The organism is Streptomyces sirii (genome assembly GCF_045690365.1).
Taxonomy (GTDB): domain Bacteria; phylum Actinomycetota; class Actinomycetes; order Streptomycetales; family Streptomycetaceae; genus Streptomyces; species Streptomyces sirii.
On record NZ_CP147982.1, the window covers coordinates 3,345,485 to 3,369,706 of the forward strand.

At 71.7% G+C, this 24,222-nt stretch carries 18 protein-coding genes; 9 read left to right on the forward strand and 9 right to left on the reverse strand.

Features of this window, described 5'->3' with window-relative positions:
• The first annotated feature begins 62 nt into the window (after window positions 1-62).
• Window positions 63-1,289, forward strand: coding sequence for a GNAT family N-acetyltransferase (locus WAB15_RS15105; RefSeq protein WP_407286565.1), 1,227 nt, complete (start codon window positions 63-65; stop codon window positions 1,287-1,289).
• A gap of 28 nt (window positions 1,290-1,317) precedes the next feature.
• Here the strand turns inward: WAB15_RS15105 and WAB15_RS15110 are convergent, their stop codons facing one another.
• Both WAB15_RS15110 and WAB15_RS15115 read right to left on the reverse strand, forming a co-directional pair.
• A complete protein-coding gene (locus tag WAB15_RS15110; protein ID WP_407286566.1) occupies window positions 1,318-2,181 on the reverse strand; it encodes an Fpg/Nei family DNA glycosylase in 864 nt (287 codons plus the stop codon).
• Window positions 2,182-2,252: 71 nt separating this feature from the next.
• Complete coding sequence (locus tag WAB15_RS15115; protein WP_399150832.1) at window positions 2,253-2,738, reverse strand: ribose-5-phosphate isomerase; 486 nt, start codon at window positions 2,736-2,738, stop codon at window positions 2,253-2,255.
• Between the two features lie 212 nt (window positions 2,739-2,950).
• On the opposite strand from WAB15_RS15115, the gene WAB15_RS15120 reads away from it, so the two are divergent.
• On the forward strand, window positions 2,951-4,393 hold the full coding sequence (locus WAB15_RS15120) for an amino acid permease (RefSeq protein WP_407286567.1): 1,443 nt from the start codon (window positions 2,951-2,953) through the stop codon (window positions 4,391-4,393).
• A 78-nt stretch (window positions 4,394-4,471) separates the two neighbouring features.
• Here WAB15_RS15120 and WAB15_RS15125 read toward each other — a convergent pair whose 3' ends face one another.
• Complete coding sequence (locus tag WAB15_RS15125; protein WP_407286568.1) at window positions 4,472-5,068, reverse strand: biotin transporter BioY; 597 nt, start codon at window positions 5,066-5,068, stop codon at window positions 4,472-4,474.
• Window positions 5,069-5,396: 328 nt separating this feature from the next.
• On the opposite strand from WAB15_RS15125, the gene WAB15_RS15130 reads away from it, so the two are divergent.
• The 3 genes from WAB15_RS15130 to WAB15_RS15140 all read left to right on the forward strand — a co-directional run bounded on the left by WAB15_RS15130 (window position 5,397) and on the right by WAB15_RS15140 (window position 9,424).
• Window positions 5,397-6,860 (forward strand): amino acid permease, encoded by a 1,464-nt coding sequence (locus WAB15_RS15130; RefSeq protein ID WP_407286569.1) that lies wholly within the window; start codon window positions 5,397-5,399, stop codon window positions 6,858-6,860.
• A gap of 294 nt (window positions 6,861-7,154) precedes the next feature.
• Window positions 7,155-8,591: an amino acid permease gene (locus WAB15_RS15135; protein WP_399150836.1), complete on the forward strand. Its 1,437-nt coding sequence runs from the start codon at window positions 7,155-7,157 to the stop codon at window positions 8,589-8,591.
• 191 nt (window positions 8,592-8,782) lie between these two features.
• Window positions 8,783-9,424 carry a superoxide dismutase gene (locus tag WAB15_RS15140; protein WP_407286570.1) on the forward strand — a complete coding sequence of 214 codons (642 nt, stop codon included), beginning with the start codon at window positions 8,783-8,785 and terminating at the stop codon, window positions 9,422-9,424.
• 133 nt (window positions 9,425-9,557) lie between these two features.
• On the opposite strand, the gene WAB15_RS15145 is transcribed toward WAB15_RS15140, so the two are convergent.
• Window positions 9,558-10,202: a DsbA family protein gene (locus WAB15_RS15145; protein ID WP_407286571.1), complete on the reverse strand. Its 645-nt coding sequence runs from the start codon at window positions 10,200-10,202 to the stop codon at window positions 9,558-9,560.
• A 133-nt stretch (window positions 10,203-10,335) separates the two neighbouring features.
• Between WAB15_RS15145 and pepN (WAB15_RS15150) the strand changes: the two genes are divergently transcribed.
• The gene (gene pepN / locus WAB15_RS15150) at window positions 10,336-12,924 is read left to right on the forward strand and encodes an aminopeptidase N (RefSeq protein WP_407286572.1); all 2,589 of its coding nucleotides are present in this window, start codon (window positions 10,336-10,338) and stop codon (window positions 12,922-12,924) included.
• A gap of 124 nt (window positions 12,925-13,048) precedes the next feature.
• On the forward strand, window positions 13,049-14,071 hold the full coding sequence (locus tag WAB15_RS15155; RefSeq protein WP_407286573.1) for a hypothetical protein: 1,023 nt from the start codon (window positions 13,049-13,051) through the stop codon (window positions 14,069-14,071).
• A 33-nt stretch (window positions 14,072-14,104) separates the two neighbouring features.
• Here the strand turns inward: WAB15_RS15155 and WAB15_RS15160 are convergent, their stop codons facing one another.
• The gene (locus tag WAB15_RS15160) at window positions 14,105-15,850 is read right to left on the reverse strand and encodes a TIGR03767 family metallophosphoesterase (protein ID WP_407286574.1); all 1,746 of its coding nucleotides are present in this window, start codon (window positions 15,848-15,850) and stop codon (window positions 14,105-14,107) included.
• 446 nt (window positions 15,851-16,296) lie between these two features.
• Here WAB15_RS15160 and WAB15_RS15165 point away from each other — a divergent pair, with 446 nt between their 5' ends.
• Window positions 16,297-17,328, forward strand: a complete 1,032-nt coding sequence (locus WAB15_RS15165; protein ID WP_399146756.1) for an aspartate-semialdehyde dehydrogenase — start codon at window positions 16,297-16,299, stop codon at window positions 17,326-17,328.
• A 76-nt stretch (window positions 17,329-17,404) separates the two neighbouring features.
• Here the strand turns inward: WAB15_RS15165 and WAB15_RS15170 are convergent, their stop codons facing one another.
• Window positions 17,405-17,929, reverse strand: coding sequence for a DUF1203 domain-containing protein (locus tag WAB15_RS15170; RefSeq protein ID WP_407286575.1), 525 nt, complete (start codon window positions 17,927-17,929; stop codon window positions 17,405-17,407).
• 186 nt (window positions 17,930-18,115) lie between these two features.
• On the opposite strand from WAB15_RS15170, the gene pepN (WAB15_RS15175) reads away from it, so the two are divergent.
• Window positions 18,116-20,680, forward strand: coding sequence for an aminopeptidase N (pepN, locus tag WAB15_RS15175; protein ID WP_407286576.1), 2,565 nt, complete (start codon window positions 18,116-18,118; stop codon window positions 20,678-20,680).
• A 161-nt stretch (window positions 20,681-20,841) separates the two neighbouring features.
• On the opposite strand, the gene alc is transcribed toward pepN (WAB15_RS15175), so the two are convergent.
• The 3 genes from alc to WAB15_RS15190 all read right to left on the reverse strand — a co-directional run bounded on the left by alc (window position 20,842) and on the right by WAB15_RS15190 (window position 24,129).
• Window positions 20,842-21,993 (reverse strand): allantoicase, encoded by a 1,152-nt coding sequence (alc, locus tag WAB15_RS15180; protein WP_407286577.1) that lies wholly within the window; start codon window positions 21,991-21,993, stop codon window positions 20,842-20,844.
• Between the two features lie 130 nt (window positions 21,994-22,123).
• On the reverse strand, window positions 22,124-23,098 hold the full coding sequence (locus WAB15_RS15185; protein ID WP_407286578.1) for a LysR family transcriptional regulator: 975 nt from the start codon (window positions 23,096-23,098) through the stop codon (window positions 22,124-22,126).
• A 29-nt stretch (window positions 23,099-23,127) separates the two neighbouring features.
• On the reverse strand, window positions 23,128-24,129 hold the full coding sequence (locus WAB15_RS15190) for a DMT family transporter (RefSeq protein ID WP_407286579.1): 1,002 nt from the start codon (window positions 24,127-24,129) through the stop codon (window positions 23,128-23,130).
• Window positions 24,130-24,222: the final 93 nt, after the last annotated feature.

Consider the following 24,222-nt stretch of genomic DNA (forward strand, 5'->3'; position numbering starts at 1 on the left):
GCGGGGAAACAGCGTTCGAAATGCGGTCGCGCGACCGGAGAGCGTCCTGCTAGTGATGGTGCATGACGACGGATCTGCGGGTACTGCGGAACGCCGAGTGGGACGTCTGGTCCGACGCGCTGAGCGCGGCGTTCGGTGAGCGGCCGTCCCCGGAGGAACTCGCCCTGCGGCGCGAACTGACCGAGGTCGAGCGCTCGCTCGGCGTCTGGGACGGGCGGCGGTGCGTCGGCACGGCCGGGGCGATCTCGTTCGGGCTCACGGTGCCGGGCGGGGCCGAGGTGCCGGCGGCCGGGGTCACGATGGTCAGTGTGCAGCCGACGCACCGCCGGCGCGGGGTGCTGCGCTCGATGATGCGCCGGCAGCTGGCGGACGTCCGCGAGCGCGGTGAGCCGCTGGCGGTGCTGACCGCCTCGGAGCCGGCGATCTACGGGCGCTTCGGCTACGGCGCGTCGGCCCAGGACATGCGGCTGACGGTCGACACGGTACGGCTGCCGGCGCCCGAGCTGCCCGGGGTGGACGGCGTACGGCTGCGGCTGGTGGACCCGGTGACCGCGCTGGCCGACTGCGAGCGGGTCTACGCCGAGCTGGTGCCGGCCCGCCCCGGAATGCTGACCCGCCCGCCGGGCTGGGAGAAGGTCACCGTGCTCGACGTGCCCGGCAAGCAGCCGGGGGCCGGGGAGTTGCAGTGCGTGCTGGCCGAGGTGGACGGCGAGGTGCGGGGCTATACGCGCTATGCCCTCAAGCCGCAGTGGGACGACGCGGGGCCGTGCGGGACGGTGCTCGTGCGGCACGTCGAGGCGCTGGAGCCGGTGGTGTACGCGGCGCTGTGGCGCCATCTGTTCGGGATCGACCTGTCGTCGTCGGTGTCGGTGGCGACCCGGCCGGTGGACGACGCGCTGCTGCATCTGGTGCCCGACCAGCGGCGCTGCGGGATCGGGCTGCGCGAGTCGCTGTTCGTCCGGCCGGTGGAGCTGGGCGCGGCGCTGGCGGCGCGGACGTACCGGACGCCGGTGGACGTGGTGCTGGAGGTCGCGGACCCGTTCTGCCCGTGGAACGAGGGGCGGTGGCGGCTGTCCGGCGACGAGAAGGGCGCGAGTTGTGCGCGGACGGCGGACGCGGCCGATCTGGCGCTGTCCGTGCGGGAGCTGGGCTCCGCCTATCTGGGCGGGTTCACGCTCTCGTCGCTGGCCGCGGCGGGGCGGGTGCGCGAGCTGCGGCCGGGTGCGCTGGCTGCGGCCTCGGTGGCGTTCGGGTCGGATGTGGCGCCCTGGTTGCCGTACGGGTTCTAGGCGTATTGACCTGGAGCGTTCCGCGGCGTCAGCCCCCACCCCGACCCGCCTGGCACCCCGGGCACCAGAAGAGGTTGCGGGCGGCGAGGTCGGCGGTGCGGATCTCGGCGCCGCAGATGTGGCAGTGCTGGTTCGCGCGGCGGTAGACGTAGACCTCGCCGCCGTGGTCGTCGACCCGTGGCGGGCGGCCCATGGCCTCGGGCAGGTGCTCGGGGCGCACGGTGTCGATCCGGTTGTGGCGGACGCCCTCGGCCATCAGGAACACCAGGTCGGCCCAGATCGCGTCCCATGCGGTACGGCTGAGGTCGCGGCCCGGGAGGTAGGGGTCGACACCGTGCCGGAAGAGGACCTCGGCGCGGTAGACGTTGCCGACCCCCGCGATGATCTTCTGGTCGAGCAGCAGCGCCGCGACGGTCGTACGGCTGCGGGAGATCCGCTGCCAGGCACGGGTGCCGTCGTCGTCGGGGCGCAGCGGGTCGGGGCCGAGCCGGTCGTGTATCGCCTGCTTCTCGGCGTCGGTGATCAGCGCGCAGGTCGTGGGGCCGCGCAGGTCCGCGTGTGCGGTGGCGTTCGCCAGGCGCAGGCGCACGGTGTCGGTGGGAGGCGGGGCGGGGGCGCCGCCGAAGCCGAGCTTGCCGAACAGGCCGAGGTGGACGTGGATCCAGCGATGGGGATCCCCCCTGGACTGGAGCTTGTCGGAGGTCCTTGGGGGAGGGCCGAAGCCGAGGAAGAGGTGCTTGCCGTGGGCTTCGGTGCGCTCCAGCACCTGGTTGTCGACGAGGGCCGCGCCACCTGCGAACCTGCCCTGCGGGCTGGTCGCCCGGACCGTCCGCCCCACGAAGCGCTCGGCGTAGTCCGCAGCCAGGCGGTGGATGGTGTGGCCCTCGGGCATGCGTGGTCTCCAGTGGGCGTGCCCGCCCGCCCCGGCACTCGGGGTGGGCGGGCGACGGCGGTGTGCGGTGGTCAGCCCTGCGGGTGGTGAGCCGGGATGGCGGGGAGTTCACCGGTGGTCTCGTAGGCCGAGAGCATGTCGATGCGGCGGGTGTGCCGCTCCTCGCCCGAGTAGGGGGTGCTCAGGAAGGCCTCGACGAACTTCGTCGCCTCTTCCTCGGTGTGCATCCGGCCGCCGACGGAGATGACGTTGGCGTTGTTGTGCTCGCGGCCGAGCTTGGCGGTCTCCTCGCTCCAGGCCAGTGCGGCCCGTACGCCCTTGACCTTGTTGGCGGCGATCTGCTCGCCGTTGCCGGAGCCGCCGATCACGATGCCGAGGCTGTCCGGGTCGGCGGCGGTCTTCTCCGCGGCGCGGAGGCAGAACGGCGGGTAGTCGTCCTGGGCGTCGTAGATGTGGGGACCGCAGTCGACGGGCTCGTGGCCGTGGGCCTTGAGCCACTCCACGAGGTGGTTCTTGAGGTCAAAACCTGCATGGTCGGAGCCGAGATACACGCGCATGGCATGAGTGTGACACGGGACTCGACGGGTAGGCGTCGCCGGGTCTTTATGCGGCGGCGCTGATGGAATCGCAAGTGGACCTTGTGTACGTATGCATTGCGCGCAACCTTCCAGTGTTTCATGCAACGATCCAGCGCCAGGCCTTCCAATCCACGGTTAGCGAAGATCTAATGCAGTGGTTCCAATCCGTGAACCACACAAGGACGGTGCACATGGGCGCGCACCCTCGTACCCCCACCACCACACAGGTCCCCACCGCCGGCGAACCCGGCAGCGGACCGGCCGGGGGGTCGCAGGACGGGCTGCAGGCAGGCCTCAAGAACCGCCATCTGTCGATGATCGCGATCGGCGGGGTCATCGGCGCCGGGCTGTTCGTGGGCTCCGGCGCGGGCATCGCCGCCGCCGGCCCGGGCATCCTGCTGTCGTACGCGCTGACCGGGCTGCTGGTCGTGCTGGTGATGCGGATGCTGGGCGAGATGGCCGCGGCCTCCCCCACATCCGGGTCGTTCTCCGCCTACGCGGACCGGGCGCTGGGCCGCTGGGCCGGCTTCACGATCGGCTGGCTGTACTGGTTCTTCTGGTCGGTGGTGCTGGCCGTCGAGGCGACCGCCGCCGCCGCGATCCTCACCGGCTGGGTCCCGGCCGTCCCGCAATGGGCCTGGGCGCTGATCGTGATGGTCGTGCTGACCGGCACCAATCTGATCTCGGTGGGCTCGTTCGGCGAGTTCGAGTTCTGGTTCGCCGGGATCAAGGTCGTCGCGATCGTCGTCTTCATCGTGGTCGGCGCGCTGGCGATATTCGGGCTGCCGCCGGGCGACCACGCCGTGGGCATGTCGAATCTGACCGGGCACGGCGGCTTCCTGCCGAACGGTCCCGGCGCGATCCTCTCCGGCATGCTGCTGGTGGTCTTCTCCTTCATGGGCAGCGAGATCGTCACGCTGGCGGCCAGCGAGTCGCCGAACCCGGTGCTGGCCGTCCGCAAGGCCGTCAACAGCGTCATCTGGCGGATCGCGCTCTTCTACATCGGCTCGATCACGGTGATCGTGACGCTGCTGCCGTGGAACGACCCGGCGGTGCTCAAGAGCCCGTACGTGGCGGTGCTGAAGTCGCTGGACATTCCGTACGCGGGCACGGTGATGGACATCGTGGTGCTCACCGCGGTGCTGTCCTGTCTGAACTCCGGGCTCTACACGGCCTCCCGGATGGCGTACTCGCTCGGTGAGCGCGGTGACGCGCCGAAGTCGTTCAAGAAGGTCAACAAGGGCGGGGTGCCGGCGGTCGCGATCTGGGCGTCGGTCGCCTTCGGCTTCATCGCGACGATCTTCAGCTACACGTCCAAGGACACGGTCTTCCAGTTCCTGCTGAACTCCTCGGGCGCGGTGGCGCTCTTCGTGTGGCTGGTCATCTGCTTCTCGCAGCTGCGGATGCGCCGGATCATCGAGCGGGAGGCACCGGAGCGGCTGACGGTGCGGATGTGGCTGTACCCGTGGCTGACGTACGCCACGATCGCGCTGATCGTCTTCGTCGTCGGCTACATGTTCTACGACCCGGACGGCCGGGAGCAGATGGTGCTGTCGGTGGTCGCGGCGGCGGCGGTGCTGGTGATCGGGCTGGTGCTGGAGCGCAGGCGGACGCGGACGCCTGCCGGGAAGTAGGCGGACGCGGACGGGCCGGGCCCCGCAGTCACCGTTCGGTGAGTGCGGGGCCCGGCCCGTCGGTGCGGTGTGCGGCGCTCAGCCGCGGCGGCCCGCCAGCTTCCAGGCGGCCGGCAGCGCGCCCATCGCCAGCGCCGCCTTGAGGGCGTCGCCGATCAGGAACGGCACCAGGCCGGCCGCGGCGGCCTGGCCGAGGGACATTCCGGTGCTCAGCGCGAGGTAGGGGACGCCCACGGCGTAGATCACGGCGGTGCCGGCGGCCATGGTGGCGGCGGTGCGCAGCACGCCGCGGTCGCCGCCGCGGCGGGCCAGCGCGCCCACGAGGCCGGCGGCCAGCAGCATGCCGACGATGTAGCCGAAGGTGGCGCCGCCGGCGCCGGAGGCACCGCCGGCGAACCACGGCAGACCCGCGATGCCCGCCAGGGCGTAGAGCGCGAGCGAGAGCAGACCGCGGCCCGCGCCGAGCGAGGCGCCGACCAGGAGGGCGGCGAAGGTCTGGCCGGTGACCGGGACCGGGGAGCCGGGGACCGGGACGGCGATCTGCGCCGCGACGCCGGTGAGCGCGGCACCGCCGACCACCAGCGCGACGTCGCGGACGCGGGCGCGGGAGGCGGTGGCGGCCGGCAGCAGGTCGGCGAGGACCGTGCCGGGGCGAACGAGGGCGGCAGTGCTCATCGGGGCTCCGCAGGGTGTGAGGGGACGGGACGGGACGCGATGACGTTAGTCCAGGCGGCCGGTGGCGATCATCGTGTGGCGGTGACAAAGCCGTACCGGCCCGCTTGGAGAGTTCCGAACAACCGCCACAATGCCCGGCCCTGCCGGGGCGCGTGACGTCTTTGCAGGTCACGTGATGCTCATCACGAAGCCGGCCGCCGAAGGACGCCGGTTTTGTGGTAGCGCGCGAGGTGCGGGGAGACTGGGGCCCGCCCCGCGGTGACCTGTGGAGTTCCCCCAAACCTCCGGCGGCCCCCCCCGCCCCTCCTCCTGTGAGAGTGACGAGCCGATGCACGACACACCGACCACCGCCGGGCAGCCCCCGCTCGTCGAGGGCGCCGGCGAGAGGGAGCCGCTGTCCACGGGGCTCAAGCAGCGCCATCTGACGATGCTGGGCCTGGGCGGAGTGATCGGCGCGGGCCTGTTCGTGGGCTCCGGCGCGGGGATCGCGGTGGCCGGGCCGGGGATCGTGCTGTCGTACCTGATCGCGGGTGCGCTGGCGATGCTGATCATGCGGATGCTCGGCGAGATGTCGGCGGCGATGCCGGCCTCCGGCGCGTTCTCCGTGCACGCGGAGCGGGCGCTGGGCCGCTGGGCCGGTTTCAGCGTCGGCTGGCTGTACTGGTTCCTGCTGGTGGTGGTGCTGGCCGTGGAGGCCACCGGCGCGGCGCAGATCGCCAACGGCTGGGTGCCGGCGGTGCCGCAGTGGGGCTGGGTGCTGGTCTTCATGGTGGTCTTCACGGTGGCCAACCTGGCGGCGGTGAAGAACTTCGGCGAGTTCGAGTTCTGGTTCGCGACGCTCAAGGTCACCGCGATCGTGCTGTTCCTGGTGCTGGGGCTGCTGGCGGTCTTCGGGGTGCTGCCGGCCGGGCCGCATTATTCGGGCGATCCGGTCGGGACGGCGAACCTCACCGGGCACGGCGGGTTCCTGCCCCACGGCTGGGCCGGGGTGGTCTCCGGGGTGCTGGCGGTGGTGTTCGCCTTCGGCGGGCTGGAGGTCGTCACCATCGCCGCGGCCGAGTCGGACGATCCGGCGCGGGCGGTGGGCCGGGCGGTGCGCAGCGCGGTGTGGCGGATCCTGTTCTTCTACGTCGGCTCGATGCTGGTCATCGTCGCCCTGCTGCCGTGGTCGTCGGTGCGGCCCGGCCAGAGCCCGTACGTCGCGGTGCTGGAGAGCGTCGGGGTGCCGGGCGCCGGCCAGATCATGAACATCGTGGTGTTCGTGGCGCTGCTCTCGGCGCTGAACGCCAATCTCTACGGCTCGTCGCGGATGGTGTTCTCGCTGGCCGAGCGGGGTGAGGCGCCGCGAGCGCTGCTGAAGGTGTCGGGACGGGGGTCCCCCCGCTCGAGCGAAGCCGAGAGTGGGGGAGGCGTGCCGCGCCGGGCCGTGCTGGCCTCGGTGGCCTTCGGGTTCGTCTCCGTGCTGCTGAATCTGAAGTGGCCGGACTCGGTCTTCCTCTACATGCTCAACGCGGTCGGCGCGGTGCTGCTGTTCGTCTGGGGTCTGATCGCCGTCTCCCAGCTGCGGCTGCGTCCGCGTATCGAACGCGAGGCGCCCGAGAAGCTGACCCTGCGGATGTGGGCGTTCCCGTATCTGACGTGGGCGGCGCTGCTGGCGATAGCAGGTGTGATCGTGCTGATGCTGACCGACGCCACGGCCCGTCCGCAGCTGCTGTGGTCGGCCGGAGCGACCGCCGCGGTGCTGCTGGTGGCGGGCGTACGGGAGCTGAGGGGCCGTCGCACGCGGCGCTGAATCGCTCCGGGGCGGGCCGCGCCGCGCCGAGACGGACGTCACAGGGCGTGGCAATCGACAACCTGTCAGGCACGCACGGTGACGATCGCGTCTGAATACCGAACATTCGCTGCACGACTGTTGCCCTGAGCGGACACCGGCACTCAGACTGAGCCCGCTTTGCCGAGGATCCCGGAGTTGCGCCGTCGGCAGCCTTGCGCGACCCGTTGCCCCGGCGGCACCGTCGCACCGGTCGCGGCTTCGGGAGACCGCGGTTCGCCTTGCTCCGCTCTCACCTACTGGGACAGGTACGACATGAATCGGACACCCTCGTCCGCCACCCCCGCGCAGTCCAGCGCGCTGGAGGGCGCCGGCCCCGATAGTGGCTCCGCGCTGTCCAACGGCCTCAAGCAGCGCCATCTGTCGATGATCGCCCTGGGCGGCGTGATCGGCGCGGGCCTGTTCGTCGGCTCCCGCGAGGGCATCGCGGCGGCCGGCCCCTCGATCGTGCTGGCCTATGCGGTCTCCGGCGCCCTGGTCATGCTGGTCATGCGGATGCTCGGCGAGATGGCCGCGGCCAATCCGGCCTCCGGCTCCTTCTCCGTGCACGCCGAGCGCTCCATCGGCTCCTGGGCCGGATTCGCGGTGGGCTGGATGTTCACCGCGCTGCTGTGTGTGGCGGTGGCCGCCGAGGCGCTGGGCGCCGCGGATGTGATGCACCAGTGGTTCCCGAGCACCGAGCCCTGGATGTGGGTTCTGCTGTTCATGGTGATCTTCACCGGTACGAACCTGGCCGCGGTCTCCAACTTCGGCGAGTTCGAGTTCTGGTTCGCCGCCCTGAAGGTCGCCGCGATCGCCGCCTTCCTCATCCTGGGCGTGCTCGCCATATGCGGTGTGCTCCCCGGCACCCAGGCGCCGGGCGCCACGCACCTCACCGGTGACGGCGGCTTCCTGCCCAAGGGCGTCGACGGCCTGATGGTGGGTCTGCTGGCGTCGGTGTTCGCCTACGGCGGCCTGGAGACGGTCACCATCGCGGCCGCCGAGTCCAAGGACCCGGTGCGCGGTGTCGCAAGCGCGGTGCGCACCGCGATGTGGCGGATCGCCCTGTTCTACGTCGGCTCGATGGCGATCATCGTCACGGTCATCCCCTGGAGCGCCCCCTCGATCGCCAAGAGCGGCCCGTACGTGGCGGTCCTGGACTACCTCAAGATCCCCGCGGCCGGCCAGGTCATGAACGTCGTCATCCTGATCGCCCTGCTCTCCGCGGTGAACGCCAACATCTACGGCTCCTCGCGGATGGCGTACTCGCTGATCTCCCGCGGCCAGGGCCCGGCCTTCCTGGGCAAGGTCAGCGGCGGCGTCCCGCGCCGCACCGTGCTGCTGTGCTCCGCCTTCGGCTTCCTCGCGGTGCTCTTCAGCTTCTGGTGGCCGACCACGGTCTTCCAGTGGCTGCTGAACATGGTCGGCGCGGCGGTCCTGGTGGTGTGGGGCTTCATCGCGGTCGCCCAGCTGCGGATGCGGCGGCAGTTGGAGCGCGAGGCGCCGGAGAAGCTCGTGGTGAAGATGTGGGCCTTCCCGGTGCTGACGTGGGTGGCGCTGGCGGGCATCGTCGCGGTGCTGCTGCTGATGCTGCGCGATGAGAACCAGCGCATCCAGCTGCTGTTCACCGGCGGCTTCGGGGCGGTGCTGGCGGTGATCGGACTGCTGCGGCAGCAGGCCCTGAGCAAGGGCACCGAGACGGCCGGCCGCTAGCCCGCACTCGCAGTACCCCGCAGGCGGGGCGGGACCTCCTTCCGAGGTCCCGCCCCGCCTTACGTCTTTGGGACCAGGAATCTCCCCGCGACCGGCCGGAGATCATTCCTGCTGATAGCGTGCTCTTGCACATTGATTGCAACTACTGCACTGCTACTACTGCATGTACGCAGCTTGGAGGCGGGATCGGCATGGCGACCTACACACTTCCGGAACTCCCCTACGACTACGCGGCGCTGGCGCCGGTCATCAGCCCCGAGATCATCGAGCTGCACCACGACAAGCACCACGCGGCGTATGTGAAGGGCGCCAACGACACCCTCGAACAGCTCGCCGAGGCCCGCGACAAGGACCAGTGGGGCAACATCAACGGCCTGGAGAAGAACCTGGCGTTCCACCTCTCCGGCCACATCCTGCACAGCATCTACTGGCACAACATGACCGACGACGGCGGCGGTGAGCCGCTGGAGAAGGACGGCGTGGGCGAGCTGGCCGACGCGCTCGCCGAGTCCTTCGGCTCGTTCGCGAAGTTCAAGGCCCAGCTGACCAAGGCCTCGGCCACCACCCAGGGCTCCGGCTGGGGTGTACTGGCCTACGAGCCGGTGACCGGCCGGCTGATCGTCGAGCAGATCTACGACCACCAGGGCAACGTCGGTCAGGGCTCGGTGCCGATCCTGGTCTTCGACGCCTGGGAGCACGCGTTCTACCTGCAGTACAAGAACCAGAAGGTGGACTTCATCGAGGCCATGTGGCAGGTCGTCAACTGGCAGGACGTGGCCAAGCGCTACACGGCCGCCAAGGAGCGCGCCAACAACCTGCTGCTGGCGCCGTAGCGCGCCGAGGATGCGTCCCGCCTCGTGATCGTCTTCTCACCTTTCGCCGGGCGGGCGGAGTAACGGCGAGGCCCCACGAGGACCTGACTCGCGGGGCCTCGCCCATGCGCTCACGGCGCGCGGGCCGGTCGCCTCAGTCGAAGACCGGCGGCTGGGCCCGCGTCCGCTTGATCTCGTAGAAGCCGGGTGTCGACGCCACCATCAGCGTGCCGTCCCACAGCTTGGCGGCCTGCTCGCCCTTGGGGGCGGGGGTGACGACCGGGCCGAAGAAGGCGATCGGCTCACCGTCGGAGCCCGGGACGGCGATGACCGGGGTGCCGACCTCCTGGCCGACCAGGTCGATGCCCTCCTTGTGGGAGGCGCGCAGCTGCGTGTCGTAGGTGTCCTTGCCGGCGTACTCGATCAGGTCGGCGGGCAGGCCGGCGTCTTCGAGGGCGGCGGCGATGCTCTCGGGGTTCACCCCGAGGCCCTCGTTGTGGAAGCGGGTGCCGAGCGCGGTGTAGAGCCGGCCGACGGCCTCGTCGCCGTGCAGCTGCTGGGCGGCGACGACCACCCGGACCGGACCCCAGGCCTTGCCGCCCGGGCGCATGTTCTCGCGGTACTCCTCCGGAAGTGTGTCGAGTTTGTCCTCGTTGAGAACGGCCAGGCTCATCACATGCCAGCGCACCTCGACCGGGCGGACCTTCTCCACCTCCAGCATCCAGCGGGAGGTCAGCCAGGCCCAGGGGCACAAGGGGTCGAACCAGAAGTCTGCCGGGGTCTTCGCGGTTTCGGACAAGGGTCTCGTCTCCTCAGGCAAGCCGTGCTGCGTCGGTTCTCGGTCGTGCTGTCCGGTGGCAGGTTCAACCGTCGGCGGGCGTGCCATGATTCCCCGTGTTCGATATTCGAGACGAGGACGAGGGAGTCACGTCGTGCCAGGTGAGAATCTGTCCCGGGACGAGGCACGTGAGCGGGGTCGACTGCTGAGCGTCGACGCCTACGACGTGGCGCTCGACGTCCGCTCAGCGGTCGGGCAGGGGCAGGCCGCGGCCACATTCCGGTCCCGTACGGCCATCCGCTTCCGCTGCGTCGAGCCGGGCGCGTCGACCTTCGCGGATCTGCTGGCGCCGTCGGTCACCTCCGTCACCCTCAACGGCCGCGAGCTGGACCCCGCGAAGGTCTTCGACGGCACCCGGATCGCGCTGGACGACCTGGCCGCCGAGAACACCCTCGTCGTCGACGCGCAGTGCGCCTACAGCCGCACCGGCGAGGGGCTGCACCGCTTCGTCGACCCCGAGGACGGCGAGGTCTACCTCTACACCCAGTACGAGCCGGCCGACGCCCGCCGGGTGTTCGCCAACTTCGAACAGCCCGACCTGAAGGCCCCGTTCACCTTCGAGGTGACCGCCCCCGAGGGGTGGGTGGTGCTCAGCAACGGCGCCCAGGAGGGCGACGCCGAGGCCGGGACGCACCGGTTCGCGCGGACCCAGCCGATCTCCACGTACATCACGGCCGTCGTCGCCGGCCCGTACCACTACGTCACCGACAGCTACCGCCGCACCTTCGAGGACGGGAGCGAGCTGGTCGTCCCGCTGGGCGCGCTGTGCCGCAAGGGGCTGGCCAAGCACTTCGACGCGGACGACGTCTTCACCGTCACCAAGCAGGGCCTGGACTTCTTCCACGAGCACTTCGACTTCCCCTACCCCTTCGGGAAGTACGACACCGCGTTCGTCCCGGAGTACAACCTCGGCGCGATGGAGAACCCGGGCTGTGTCACCTTCCGCGAGGAGTTCGTCTTCCGCGGGAAGGTGACCGAGGCGTCCTACGAGCGCCGGGCCAACGTCATCCTGCACGAGATGGCGCACATGTGGTTCGGCGACCTGGTCACCATGCAGTGGTGGGACGACCTGTGGCTCAAGGAGTCCTACGCGGACTTCATGGGCGCGTTCGCGCAGGTGGAGGCGACCCGCTTCGCCAACGGCTGGATCACCTTCGCCAACCGCCGCAAGTCCTGGGCCTACCGCGCCGACCAGCTACCCTCCACCCACCCGGTCACCGCCGACATCCGCGACCTGGAGGACGCCAAGCTCAACTTCGACGGCATCACCTACGCCAAGGGCGCCGCGGTGCTCAAGCAGCTGGTGGCGTACGTGGGCCAGGACGCGTTCCTGGAGGGCGCCCGGCGCTACTTCAAGCGCCACGCGTACGGCAACACCCGGCTGACGGATCTGCTGGCGGTGCTGGAGGAGACGTCGGGCCGGGACATGGCGGCCTGGTCGCGGTCCTGGCTGGAGACCGCGGGCGTCAACTCACTGACCCCTCAGGTCACTTATGACGCACATGACCGGATCACCGAGCTGAGCATCCTGCAGGAGGCGGCGCCCCGGCACCCGGAGCTGCGGCCGCACCGGGTCGCGGTGGGCCTCTACCGCCGCCAGGACGCGGACTCGGCTCTGGTGCGCTACGCCCGCGCCGAGGTGGACGTCGACGGGCCGCGCACGGCCGTGCCGGAGCTGGCCGGCTCCGAGCGGCCCGAGCTGATCCTGGTCAACGACGAGGACCTGACGTACTGCAAGGTCCGGTTCGACGAGGGGTCGCTGGCCACGCTGCGGGCCCGGCTCGGCGATCTGACCGACCCGATGGCGCGGGCGCTGTGCTGGGCGGCGCTGTGGGGCCTGACCCGCGACGGGCTGATGCCGGCCCGCGACTACCTCGGCCTGGTGCGGCGGTTCGCCGGCCAGGAGACCGACATCGGCGTACTGCAGTCGCTGCACGGGCAGGCCCAGACGGCACTGGAGCACTACTGCGCGCCGGACCGCCGCGAGGCGGCCGCCCGCGAGCTGGCCGAGGGCGCGCTGCACGAGCTGCGGCTGGCCGACCCGGGCAGCGACCACCAGCTGACCTGGGCCCGGCACTTCGCCGCGGTCGCCACCACCCCCGCCGACCTCCAGCTGCTCAAGGGCCTGCTGGACGGCACCGCGAAGATCGACGGCCTGGAGGTGGACCAGGAGCTGCGCTGGTCGTTCCTGGAGCCGCTGGCCGCGCACGGCGTCGCGGACGAGGACGTGATCGCCGCGGAGCTGGCCCGGGACGACACCGCCTCCGGCAAGCGCCACCAGGTGCGCTGCCTGGCGGCCCGCCCCTCGGCCGAGGTCAAGGCGCAGGCGTGGGCGGACGTGGTGGAGTCCGACGCGCTGTCCAACGCCCTGGTGGAGGCGACCATCGCCGGCTTCGCACAGCCCGGCCAGCGGGAGTTGCTGACGCCGTACGCCCCGCACTACTTCGCGGCGATCGAGCGGGTGTGGCGGGAGCGGTCCATCGAGATCGCGATGGACGTGGTGCGCGGGCTGTTCCCGGCGTGGCTGGTCGAGCCCGCCACCCTGGACGCCGCGGACGGCTGGCTGGACGCGCACGCCCAGGCGGCGCCCGCGCTGCGCCGGCTGGTGCTGGAGGAGCGGGACGACCTCGCCCGGGCGCTGCGCGCACAGGCTTGTGACGAGGCGGCCGGGCACAGGCCGTAACCCTGGCTGCCACCAGCCCTTTTCGGCAGTCGAACGCCCGTACTTTAGCCCAGGATTGTCCGGTTTGAGGTACGGGCGTGTAACAGCGGTTAGAGGGCGGAGCGGGTGCGGGAATCGAGCGGTCATGAACCACGACACCCCGCTCTCCCCCCTCCCCCTCCAGCACCTCTCCGGGCTCCGCAGCCGGGTGCTGACCACTCGTCAGCTGCGTGAGCACGGCGTCCCGGCGGCGGAGCTGACCGAGCGCTGCCGTCCCGGCGGCTGCTGGCAGCAGGTCCTGCCGGGCGTCTACCTGCTCCACCCGGGGCCGCCCACCAGCGAGGAGCGGCTGCAGGCGGTGCTGCTGTACGCCACCCACCGGGGGCCGTCCGTGCCCCGTCAGCCCTCCGCGTCCGGCGACGCCCCCGAGGCGATGATCACCGGTCTGGCGGCGCTCGCCCTGCACGGCTTCTCCGAGGCTCCCCCACTGCTGGTGCTGGACCGCATCGAGGTGCTGGTCGCCCGCACCCGGCGGCTGCGCTCGACCGGTTTCGCGCAGGTCGTACGGGCCGTGGACCTGCCGGTACCGCAGCAGGTCACCGGCGTGCCGACGGCGCCGGTGCCCCGCGCGCTGGCCGACGCGGTCGCCGGGCTCAACGACGCCGCGGCGGTGCGCCGGCTGCTGACCGAGGCGGTGCGCGGCGGCCACAGCGAGGCGAGCGCGGTGGTACGGGAGCTGAGCCGGGCGCGGCTGCTGACCAGGCCGCACGTGGTGGACGCGGTCGACGCCCTGCTCGCCGAGGGCCGGGCGCTGGCCGAGCAGCGGCTGTACGGCATGGTGCGCGAGCACGGCCTGCCCGAGCCGCTGTGGAACGTCGATCTGCGGCTGCCGGGCGGACCGCACCTGGGCGGCGTGGACGCCTACTGGCCGGAGCACGGGGTGGCCCTGGAGATCGACACCCGTGCGCCGCGCCCCGAGGAGGACCCGCTGCACTCGGCCTTCGACCACAAGCGCGAGCATCTGGAGCGGCTGGGCATCACCGTCGTCCGCTGCCTGCCGCGCACCCTGCGCGAGGCCCCCGCGGAACAGGCCGCGGTGGTCCGCACCGCCCTGATGGCGGCGCCGGAACGGGAGCCGAGCGCGTATGTGGTGGCGCTGCCGCGCTAGGCCGGCTCCCGCTCCCGGCTCCGTTCCCGTCCGTCAGCGCCGCTTGAGCAGCAGCTCGACGTTGCGGTCCCGGGCCGTGCCCACCAGGTCCGTACGGGCCTCGGGCGCGTTGAAGGACAGCTCGCGGTAGAGGGCGGCCAGCCCGGTCTGCGAGAGGTCGGTGAAGTCCGTGCGGTGCGGGGCGGCCGACTCCACCAGCGTGGTGATCAGCGACAGCGTCCCGTCGTGGTTGTCCACCAGCTCGATGACCCGGGCCAGCTGCGGGAAGTCGATGTGCGAGGCGGTGGAGACCTCCCAGAAGGTGCCGTGCGCGGTGATGTCGTTCTTGTGGCTGTGGCCGTTGATCCAGCCGACGACCGAGGGATGGGCGGCCAGCAGCTCGACCAGCTCCGCGCCGCCGTACCGCTTCTCGTGCGGGCGGGCCGGGTCGGGGCGGGTGTTGTTCATGGTCTTGCTGGTGTGGTGGCTGAAGACCAGCACATGCGCCTTCTCGCCCCGCTCGTTCTGCTTCAGCGTCCGCTCCAGCCAGCGCAGTTGGGCCTCGCCGACCGAGCCGGTGTAGTGGCCGCCGGGGTCGGTGGTGTCCAGGCTGATGCCGAGGACGTCGTCGGAGACGCGGAAGGTGTAGTAGAGGCGGCCTGCGTCCAGGTGCGCCGCGGTGTAGCCATGGCCGTGCGGGCCGGGGCCGGTGTGCGCCGGGTCGAGGTGGGCGCGCAGGTACTCGGCGCGGGTGAACGGGGCCCGGCGCGGATCGGGGGTGACGTTCCGGGCCTGCCGGGCGTGGCTCTTCAGCAGCCGCTTGAAGTCCTCACCCTTGGGGTCGAGGCCGTTCTTGACCGCCTTCCACACCTTGGCGGCCTCCGCGGACGGCAGCGTCTCCAGCTTGCGGCCCCCGGTGGCGACCTCGGTCCAGAACGGGTCACCGGGCGCGTAGCACCCGCCGGGCAGCGAGTCGTGGTTGCCGACCGTGGAGTACCAGGGCAGCCGCAGCCCGGGGCTGTGGACCGTACGGATGGCCGCGTCCAGGAACCCGTGCAGCCGCGGGAAGCCCACCTGCTTGTCGGCGTCGCGCAGTGCGCTGTCCGGCTGCCAGTACAGCTTCAGCCCGCTGTCCTGGACGCCTTCGTAGCGGCGCGGGTCGCCGGAGTTGGGGGTGATCCGGCCGCCGCTCATCGCGGTCAGGAACCACTGGAGCTCCAGCTTGGAGTTGTTGTCGGTGTTGTCGCCGGTGGTCATCACGAAGGACAGCGGGGCGCCGGTGGCGGGCCCGCCGGGCAGCGCGTTGACCCGCTCGATCAGCGAGACGACGCCGGCGACGGACAGCGCCTCCTGCGGCCGCCAGGCGCTCGCGGTCTCGGCGCGCAGGTACTCGTAGCGCAGCGGGCTCTGCACGTCGACCAGGTGCAGATCGGTGAACTGCGCGAACGACGCCAGCGCGGTGCGCCGCCCCTCGCGCCCGCCGTGGGCGGCGGCCAGCTCGGCGCGCACGACCCGGTCCCAGCCGGGGCCGTCGGCGAGCCGGCGGTAGCCTCCGCCGCCGCGCGGGGCGGCCGCGGAACCGAGGGTGGTGCCCCTGGCGTACGGCACGCGGGGGACGGCGGGGGCGTCGACGGCGATGGGCGCGGCCGGGGCCGGGCCGGGGGTGACGGTGGCGGCCTGCGCCGCCCGGTCGGGGCCGACGCCGAAGGCGAGGCCGAGCCCGGTGGCGGCGCCGACGGCGCCGGTGGCGGCGAGGAACGTACGGCGGTCGAGAGTGGTGGCGGACCGTATACGGGACATACGCGAGGCTCCCCGGGTGCGAACGCAAAGGCGGCCGGGACCAGTGGTGGCGGGAGGGGGACCGCTCGTCGTCCTCCCGCAGCACAACTGCCCTGTCACCAGGGATCGTTGGCATCCGGAGTGACCTGCGCGTGAACGCCACCGCAACGGGGGGAACCCATCACCGCACAGGGATCTGCCGCCATCGGCCGGTCACGGAGCCCTGCCCGGGGGTGCGACCGGCGGTCACCGTGCGTTCACTCCGCGGGGTATCAGGGGTGTCGCGCGCCGACCCGGCTGGTACGCACCGCTACGAGTGGGGCACACTGTGTGACTACCTGGCCCTCCGACCCTCCACAGACTGGAATGGATTGGACAAGGCGACGGGTGTCACACACATGATGGAGGCACTACTGAGCAGGTGTTCTGGAGCAGTCACCGAAGTCAGGTCAGAAAGAAGGAGTCCCATGAGGGTCGGAATCGTCGGAGCCACCGGACAGGTCGGCGGCGTGATGCGGGGCATTCTCGCCGAGCGGAACTTCCCGGTCGAGCAGCTGCGGCTGTTCGCTTCGGCCCGGTCCGCCGGACGCACCCTGCCGTGGCAGGACACCGAGATCACGATCGAGGACGCGGCCACCGCCGACTTCTCCGGGCTCGACATCGTCCTGTTCTCGGCCGGCGGCGCGACGTCCAAGGCGCTGGCGGAGAAGGTCGCCGCCGCGGGCCCCGTCGTGATCGACAACTCCTCGGCCTGGCGCCGCGACCCCGAGGTCCCCCTCGTCGTCTCCGAGGTCAACCCGCAGGCGATCACGGACCGCCCCAAGGGCATCATCGCCAACCCGAACTGCACGACCATGGCCGCGATGCCGGTGCTGCGCCCGCTGCACGACGAGGCCGGCCTGGTCTCGATCGTCGTCTCCACCTACCAGGCGGTCTCCGGCAGCGGCCTGGCCGGTGTGGAGGAGCTGGACGGCCAGGTCCGCAAGGCGGTCGAGCAGGACGCCACCAAGCTGGCCCACGACGGTTCGGCCGTGGAGTTCCCCGAGCCGGACAAGTACGTCCGCCCGATCGCCTTCAACGTCCTGCCGATGGCCGGCTCGATCGTCGACGACGGTCTGAACGAGACCGACGAGGAGCAGAAGCTCCGCCACGAGAGCCGCAAGATCCTGGAGATCCCGGAGCTGAAGGTGTCCGGCACCTGCGTCCGCGTTCCGGTCTTCAGCGGCCACTCGCTGCAGGTCAACGCCCGCTTCGCGCGTCCGATCAGCCCGGCGCGCGCCCAGGAGCTGCTGGCCGGCGCCCCCGGCGTCGCCCTCTCCGACGTGCCCACCCCGCTCCAGGCCGCCGGCCAGGACGCGTCCTTCGTGGGCCGGATCCGCCGGGACGAGACGGTCGACAACGGCCTGGCGCTGTTCCTGTCCAACGACAACCTCCGCAAGGGCGCGGCGCTCAACGCCGTCCAGATCGCGGAGCTGGTCGCCGCGGAGCTGCGCGGCTGACCGCACCCCGAGCGCACCGAGTGCCCGTACGGACCCCTGTTCCGTACGGGCACTCGCGCGTCGGGCGGCGCGACGCTCAGCCGGTCGGCCGGACCTCGAACAGGAAGCAGCCGTACTCCACGGCGCGGACGTGCACCAGCGCCACCTCCGGGTCGGCGAAGGCCTCGGCGAAGGCCGTGTCGAACCCGGCCTCGGCGTCCTGGGGGATCTCCAGGAGCCGCCCGCCGACGATCTGCCCCCGGGCGTTGTAACGGCGCAGGGTCCGCAGCGCTCCGGGGCGCGCGAGGGGGTAGCCGGCGGTGTCGCCGTCCGGCTCGCCGCACTCGTCGGCGTGGATGAACACCGGCCCCTGCTCGTCGTACGCGCCGGGAGCGGCCCCCGTCCGGGCCGCCCAGTGGCGCAGCGGCGCATAGGACACCAGCGCGACCCGCTCGCCGGCCCGGATCGCCCGCAGGCAGCAGCGCAGCAGGCTGCCGACGCAGTCCACCGGTACGCCGTCCTCGCGGGCGAGGTAGGGCTCGACGGGCCGTCCGGCGTCGTCGGTGAGGCGGAGTTCCTTCAGGGCGGCGGCGGGGATGGGGAGCGGAGTGTAGGTCGTCATGCGTCCAGCGTCGGCCGCCCGGGCGGCGATTGCCGGCGGGTTCCGGACGCCGCGTTTCCCGATGGCCGTTCCCCCGGCCCGGACGCTCGCGGCTGCCACTCACCCTACTCACGGGTCACAGCGCCGACCGCGTGGAAGGATGGCCGAAGAGTCCGATGCGACAACCGATGCGAAGGAGATGACCGGGTGCCTGGCACGAATCTGACCCGCGACGAGGCGCAGGCGCGGGCGCGGCTGCTGACCGTGGACGCGTACGAGATCGATCTCGACCTCTCCGGTGCGCAGGAGGGCGGCACCTACCGGTCCGCGACGACGGTCCGGTTCGATGTCGCGGAGGCGGGCGCCGACTCCTTCATCGACCTGGTGGCGCCGGCCGTGCGCGAGGTGGTGCTCAACGGTGCCGCGCTGGATCCGGACGAGGTGTTCAAGGACTCGCGGATCGCGCTGCGCGGGCTGCCGGCCGGCCGTAACGAGCTGACGGTCGTCGCGGACTGCGCGTACACCAACACCGGCGAGGGTCTGCACCGGTTCGTGGACCCGGTGGACCAGCAGGCCTACCTCTACACGCAGTTCGAGGTGCCGGACGCGCGGCGGGTGTTCGCCTCGTTCGAGCAGCCGGACCTGAAGGCGACCTTCCAGTTCACCGTGAACGCCCCGGAGGGCTGGACGGTGATCTCCAACTCCCCGACGCCGGAGCCGAGCGGGACCGTCTGGCGCTTCGAGCCGACGCCGCGGATCTCGACGTATGTCACCGCGCTGATCGTCGGCCCGTACCACAGCGTGCACAGCTCCTATGAGAAGGACGGGCAGTCGGTGCCGCTGGGCATCTACTGCCGGCCGTCGCTGGCCGAGCACCTGGACGCGGACGCGATCTTCGAGGTCACCCGGCAGGGCTTCGACTGGTTCCAGGAGAAGTTCGACTACGCCTACCCGTTCGCGAAGTACGACCAGCTCTTCGTGCCGGAGTTCAACGCCGGTGCGATGGAGAACGCGGGCGCGGTCACCATCCGCGACCAGTACGTCTTCCGCTCGAAGGTGACGGACGCGGCGTACGAGGTGCGGGCGGAGACGATCCTGCACGAGCTGGCGCACATGTGGTTCGGCGACCTGGTCACCATGGAGTGGTGGAACGACCTGTGGCTGAACGAGTCGTTCGCCACGTACACCTCCATCGCCTGCCAGGCCTACGCGCCCGGCAGCAAGTGGCCGCACTCGTGGACGACGTTCGCCAACTCCATGAAGACCTGGGCCTACCGCCAGGACCAGCTGCCGTCCACGCACCCGATCATGGCCGAGATCCGCGATCTCGACGATGTGCTGGTCAACTTCGACGGCATCACCTACGCCAAGGGCGCCAGCGTCCTCAAGCAGCTGGTCGCCTACGTCGGCATGGAGGAGTTCTTCAAGGGCGTGCAGGCCTACTTCAAGGCGCACGCCTACGGCAACACCCGGCTGAGCGATCTGCTGGGCGCGCTGGAGGAGACCAGCGGGCGGGATCTGAAGACCTGGTCCAAGAAGTGGCTGGAGACGGCCGGGATCAACATCCTCCGGCCGGAGATCGAGGCCGACGCGGACGGCGTGATCACCTCGTTCGCGGTCCGGCAGGAGGCTCCGGCGCTGCCCGCCGGCGCGAAGGGCGAGCCGGTGCTGCGGCCGCACCGGATCGCGATCGGCTCCTACGAGCTGCAGGACGGCAAGCTGGTGCGCACCGGGCGGATCGAGCTGGACGTGGACGGCGCGCGGACCGCCGTGCCGGAGCTGGTGGGCGCCCGGCGGCCGGCCGTCGTCCTGCTCAACGACGACGACCTGTCGTATGCGAAGGTCCGGCTGGACGAGGAGTCGCTGAAGGCCGTCACCGAGCACCTCGGGGACTTCACCGAGTCGCTGCCGCGTGCGCTGTCGTGGGCGTCGGCCTGGGACATGACGCGGGACGCCGAACTGGCCACCCGTGACTACCTGTCGCTGGTGCTGTCCGGCATCGGCAAGGAGTCGGACATCGGTGTCGTGCAGTCGCTGCACCGCCAGGTGAAGCTGGCACTGGACCTGTACGCGGCACCGAAGTGGCGCGAGCAGGGGCTGGCGATCTGGACCGACGCGGCCCTGGAGCACCTGCGGGCGGCCGAGCCGGGCAGCGATCACCAGCTGGCCTGGGCCCGGGCGTTCGCGGCCACGGCCCGTACCGACGAGCAACTCGATCTGCTGCAGGGGCTGCTGGACGGCACGGCGGAGATCTCCGGGCTGGCGGTGGACACCGAGCTGCGCTGGTCGCTGCTGCAGCGGTTGGCGGCCACCGGCCGGGCGGACGAGCAGGCCGTCGCGGCGGAGCTGGAGCGGGACAAGACCTCGGCGGGGGAGCGGCATGCGGCGACGGCGCGCGCGGCCCGTCCGACCGAGGAGGCCAAGGCCGGGGCCTGGGCCTCGGTCGTGGAGTCCGACAAGCTCCCCAACGCCGTGCAGGAGGCCGTCATCGGCGGCTTTGTGCAGACCGACCAGCGGGAGCTGCTGGCGTCGTACACCGCGAAGTACTTCGACGCGGTGAAGTCCGTCTGGGATTCGCGCAGCCACGAGATGGCCCAGCAGATCGCGGTGGGCCTCTACCCGGCGCTGCAGGTCTCCCAGGAGACCCTGGACGCCACCGACGCCTGGCTGGCCTCGGCCGAACCGAGCGCGGCACTGCGCCGCCTGGTCACGGAGTCGCGAGCGGGCATCGAGCGGGCGCTGAAGGCGCAGGCGGCGGACGCGGCGGCATAACCCACCGCCGAGGTGTGGTGCCGCCCGGCGGACGGGCGCCAGATGCGTTGCCGTCCGCCGGGCGATGGGGTGTCCCCCGGCGCCTTGAAGGGCGCGGGGGAAGTGTGCGCCGGGCCCCGCCCCCTCCTGCTTACGGGGCCCGGTGGCAAACAGGGGGCGGTTCAGCCGTTGAGCTCGTCGAAGCGGCGGACCAGGTCGGCGCGGCCGGCTTCGGTGAGGTCGCCGTGCAGGCGCATGCGGGCGAGGCCGCCGTCGGGGAAGACGTCCAGCCGTACGTGGGTGGCGGTGACCCGGCGCGGCAGCACGAAGCGGTGCGGGGTGTCGGGCTGCAGCTTCGTGCGCGGCAGGATCTCGAACCACGAGGCGTCGTCGGCCGGGTCGCCCGCGGCCGCGTCGCAGCCGTAAAGGGCGGCCCAGCCCGCGGAGTTGCCCTTGAGGTAGGCGGTGTCGATCTCGACGGCGCGGATCTCGCCCTGGGCCGCGAGGCGGAAGCGCACCCAGTCGTTGGTGCCCTTGACCCGGCGGCGGCGGTTCTCCCAGCCGTCGTCCATCTTGCGGGACAGATCGGGCTGGATGATCTGGGTGGGCGAGGAGTAGAAGCGGTCGGAGGCGTCCTCGACGGTGCCGCCGTGCATGACGGAGGCCAGGTCGAGGGTGCCGAGCACATCGAGCCACTCCGGGTCCGGCACGACCTCGCCGTAGACCCGGAGGCGGGCTATACCGCCGTCGGGGTGCTGCTTGAGGCGCAGATGCGTGAAGCGGCGCTCGACGGTGACCTCGAAGCCGTTGGCGGCGTGGCCGCGGACGGGCGTGCGCGGGACCAGTTCCTCCCACTTCACGCCGTCGGCGAGCAGCTCCTGCGGGCCGGGGCTGCCGGGCAGCGACGTCGCCTCGACGGTGACCTGCTGGGGGTAGTTGCCCCGGAAGTGGGCGGTGTCGACGATGACGCCGCGAATCACGCCGGGGGCGGCGAGGCGGATCAGCGCCCAGTCGTGCTCGTCGTCGGTCGGGAAGGGGTTCTCGCCGTCGGCGCCGCGGCGGCGTCGGGTCTCCCAGCCGTCCATGATCTTGCCCTTGTGGCCGAAGTGCTCGGGGTCGAAGACCGCCGGAGTCGGCTTCAGCAGATTCTCGCGCTCGGCGAAGAACTCGTCGTTCGCGGCGATCACACCGGCGCCGAAGCGGCGGTCCGCGAGATCGACGAGCGAGGTGAAGGGGAAGTCCCCGCCGCGGTAGTCGGCGTAGGGGTCTCCGCCGCCGTACGGGTTGGCGTCGTTGGCGTGCGGGTCGGTGGTGTCGGCCGGGGTGTTGGTCATCGTTGCCCTTCGATGTGCCGGGTGGTGCGGACCGGTCCACCGTCGCAGCGGACCACCCCACAGGTCCATCGAAAGTTTTTGAGGAATATGTTCAGCAGAGCTGAAATATAGGGCCGGGCGGTTCGCCCGTTCAGCCGCCGGTGTGGAAGCCCTCCCGGGGCGCCTGGGCGATGGCCGCCTGGCGCAGCGCGGCCAGTACGCGGGCCAGCCCCGGCGCCCCTTCGGAGCCGCGCCGGACGGCCGCGACCACATGGCGCCGCGGCTGGTCCCCGGACAGCACCCGCAACGCGACCCGGGCGCGGCCGTCCCGTCCGCCCGGCTCCCCGCCCCCGAAGGCGCCGATACCGCCCGCCATCGCCATCCGGGGCACCAGCGCCACCCCCATCCCGGCCGCGACCATCGCCCAGATCGCGCTCCAGTCGGCGGCGGCGTGCGCCTGCTCGGGCACGAACCCGGCGTTCTCGCAGGCGGCGGTGGTGATCTGCGACCAGGGCCCGCTGCTGCCGAAGATCCAGGGCTCGCCCGCGAGGTCGGCCAGCCGCAGTCCGGGCTCGGAGGCCAGCGGATGCCCGGCCGGCAGCGCCACGTCCAACGGGTCGGCGAGCAGCGCGACCCGGCTGAACTTGGGGTCGCGCGGGGTGGGTGCGTGCGCGGCCAGCGACAGCGCCAGATCGACGCTGCCCTCCGCCAGCAGCTCGTAGGCGGCCTCCGCCTCCGCTTCCCGGACGGCGATCGACAGGCCCGGGTGCGTGCGGCGCAGCTCCTGGACGGCGGGGACCACCAGCGCGGGGATGGCCGTGGAGAACGCACCGACCCGCACCTGGCCGACCTCGCCCTGGAGGTAGCCCAGCAGCTCCGCGTCCGCGCGCTCCAGCTGCGCGAAGACCGCCTCGGCGTGCCGCAGCACCAGCTGCGCGGCGTCGGTCAGCCGCACCCGCCGGCCCTGGGCCTCCAGCAGCGTCACCCCGAGCGACTTGGCCAGCCCGGTCAGCTGCTGCGAGACCGCCGAGGGCGTCATGTGCAGCGCCTCGGCGGTCGCGGTGACCGTGCCCAGCTCTTGGAGGGTGCGCAGGATACGCAGCTTCTTGATGTCCCAGTCGGCCATGCGGGCAGCGTACGCATCCGGCGCGCCCCTCACCGCCGGGTGCCCGCCGCCCCCAGGGCGACACCGGCCACGATCAGCGCCATGCACAGCATCTGCACGGGCCCGACGGGCTCGCCCAGGACGACCGGCGAGAGCAGCGCCACGCACACCGGCTGGAGGTAGTAGACGACCCCGGCGCGGGCGGCGCCGACCAGGGCGATCGCCTTGTTCCAGGTGAAGTAGGCGACGGCGGAGGACAGCAGGCCTATGTAGAGCAGCGGCCCGACCGTCTCGGCACCGGGGGTGAAACCGCCCTCGACGGCGAGGCTCACGCCGTAGGCGGGCGCCAGCATGGCCGCGCCCAGCGCGAAGGTCGTGAAGAGGAAGGCCAGCCCGCCGATCTCCTGGGGGCGGCGGCGCAACAGGGCGCTGTAGCCGGCGAAGGTGGTGGTCGCGGCGAGCATCCACACATCGCCGGCGGCGAATTCGAGCTGCCACAGGGCGGCCGGCGAGCCCTTGCCGACCAGGGTGACGACGCCGAGCAGCGCGATCAGCATGCCGGCCACCCGGCGCGCGCCGAGCCTCTCGCGGGTCCCACCGCGCCGCCCGCCGACGAGGTCGAAGAGGGCGATCAGCATCGGTGAGGCGGCCGCGATCACGGCCATGTTGGTGGCCGAGGTGGAGCGCCCGGCTTGGTAGATGAGGGTGTTGAAGCAGGTGACGCCCAACAGGGCGGCCAGCGTGAGGAATCCGAGGTGCCGGCGGACCGCCGGCCACTGGCGGCGGACCTGTGCGAGGGCGAGCGGCGCGACCGCGAGCAGCGCGATGATCCAGCGCCAGAAGGCGGTCTGGACGGGTGGGACGGCGTCGTGCAGGGCCCGGGCGATGACGAAGTTGCCGGACCAGACCACGGTCGCCGCCAGGGCGAGGGCCAGGCCCACGCCCGCTCGCGACCTCGCCCCCGCACCGGGCCTCTCCCCCGTCCGCACGGGGGCACCTCCGCCCTGCGCGGACGGCGTGCGGTGGATACGGACGCGCTCCAGGACTGCCACGGCTTCCTCTCTTCGGGGGTGGTGAGACTCCACCGTGGCAGCCCCGAATACATCAGGTCCATCGAATAATTTCGATTGAACCTTGTAGGCAAA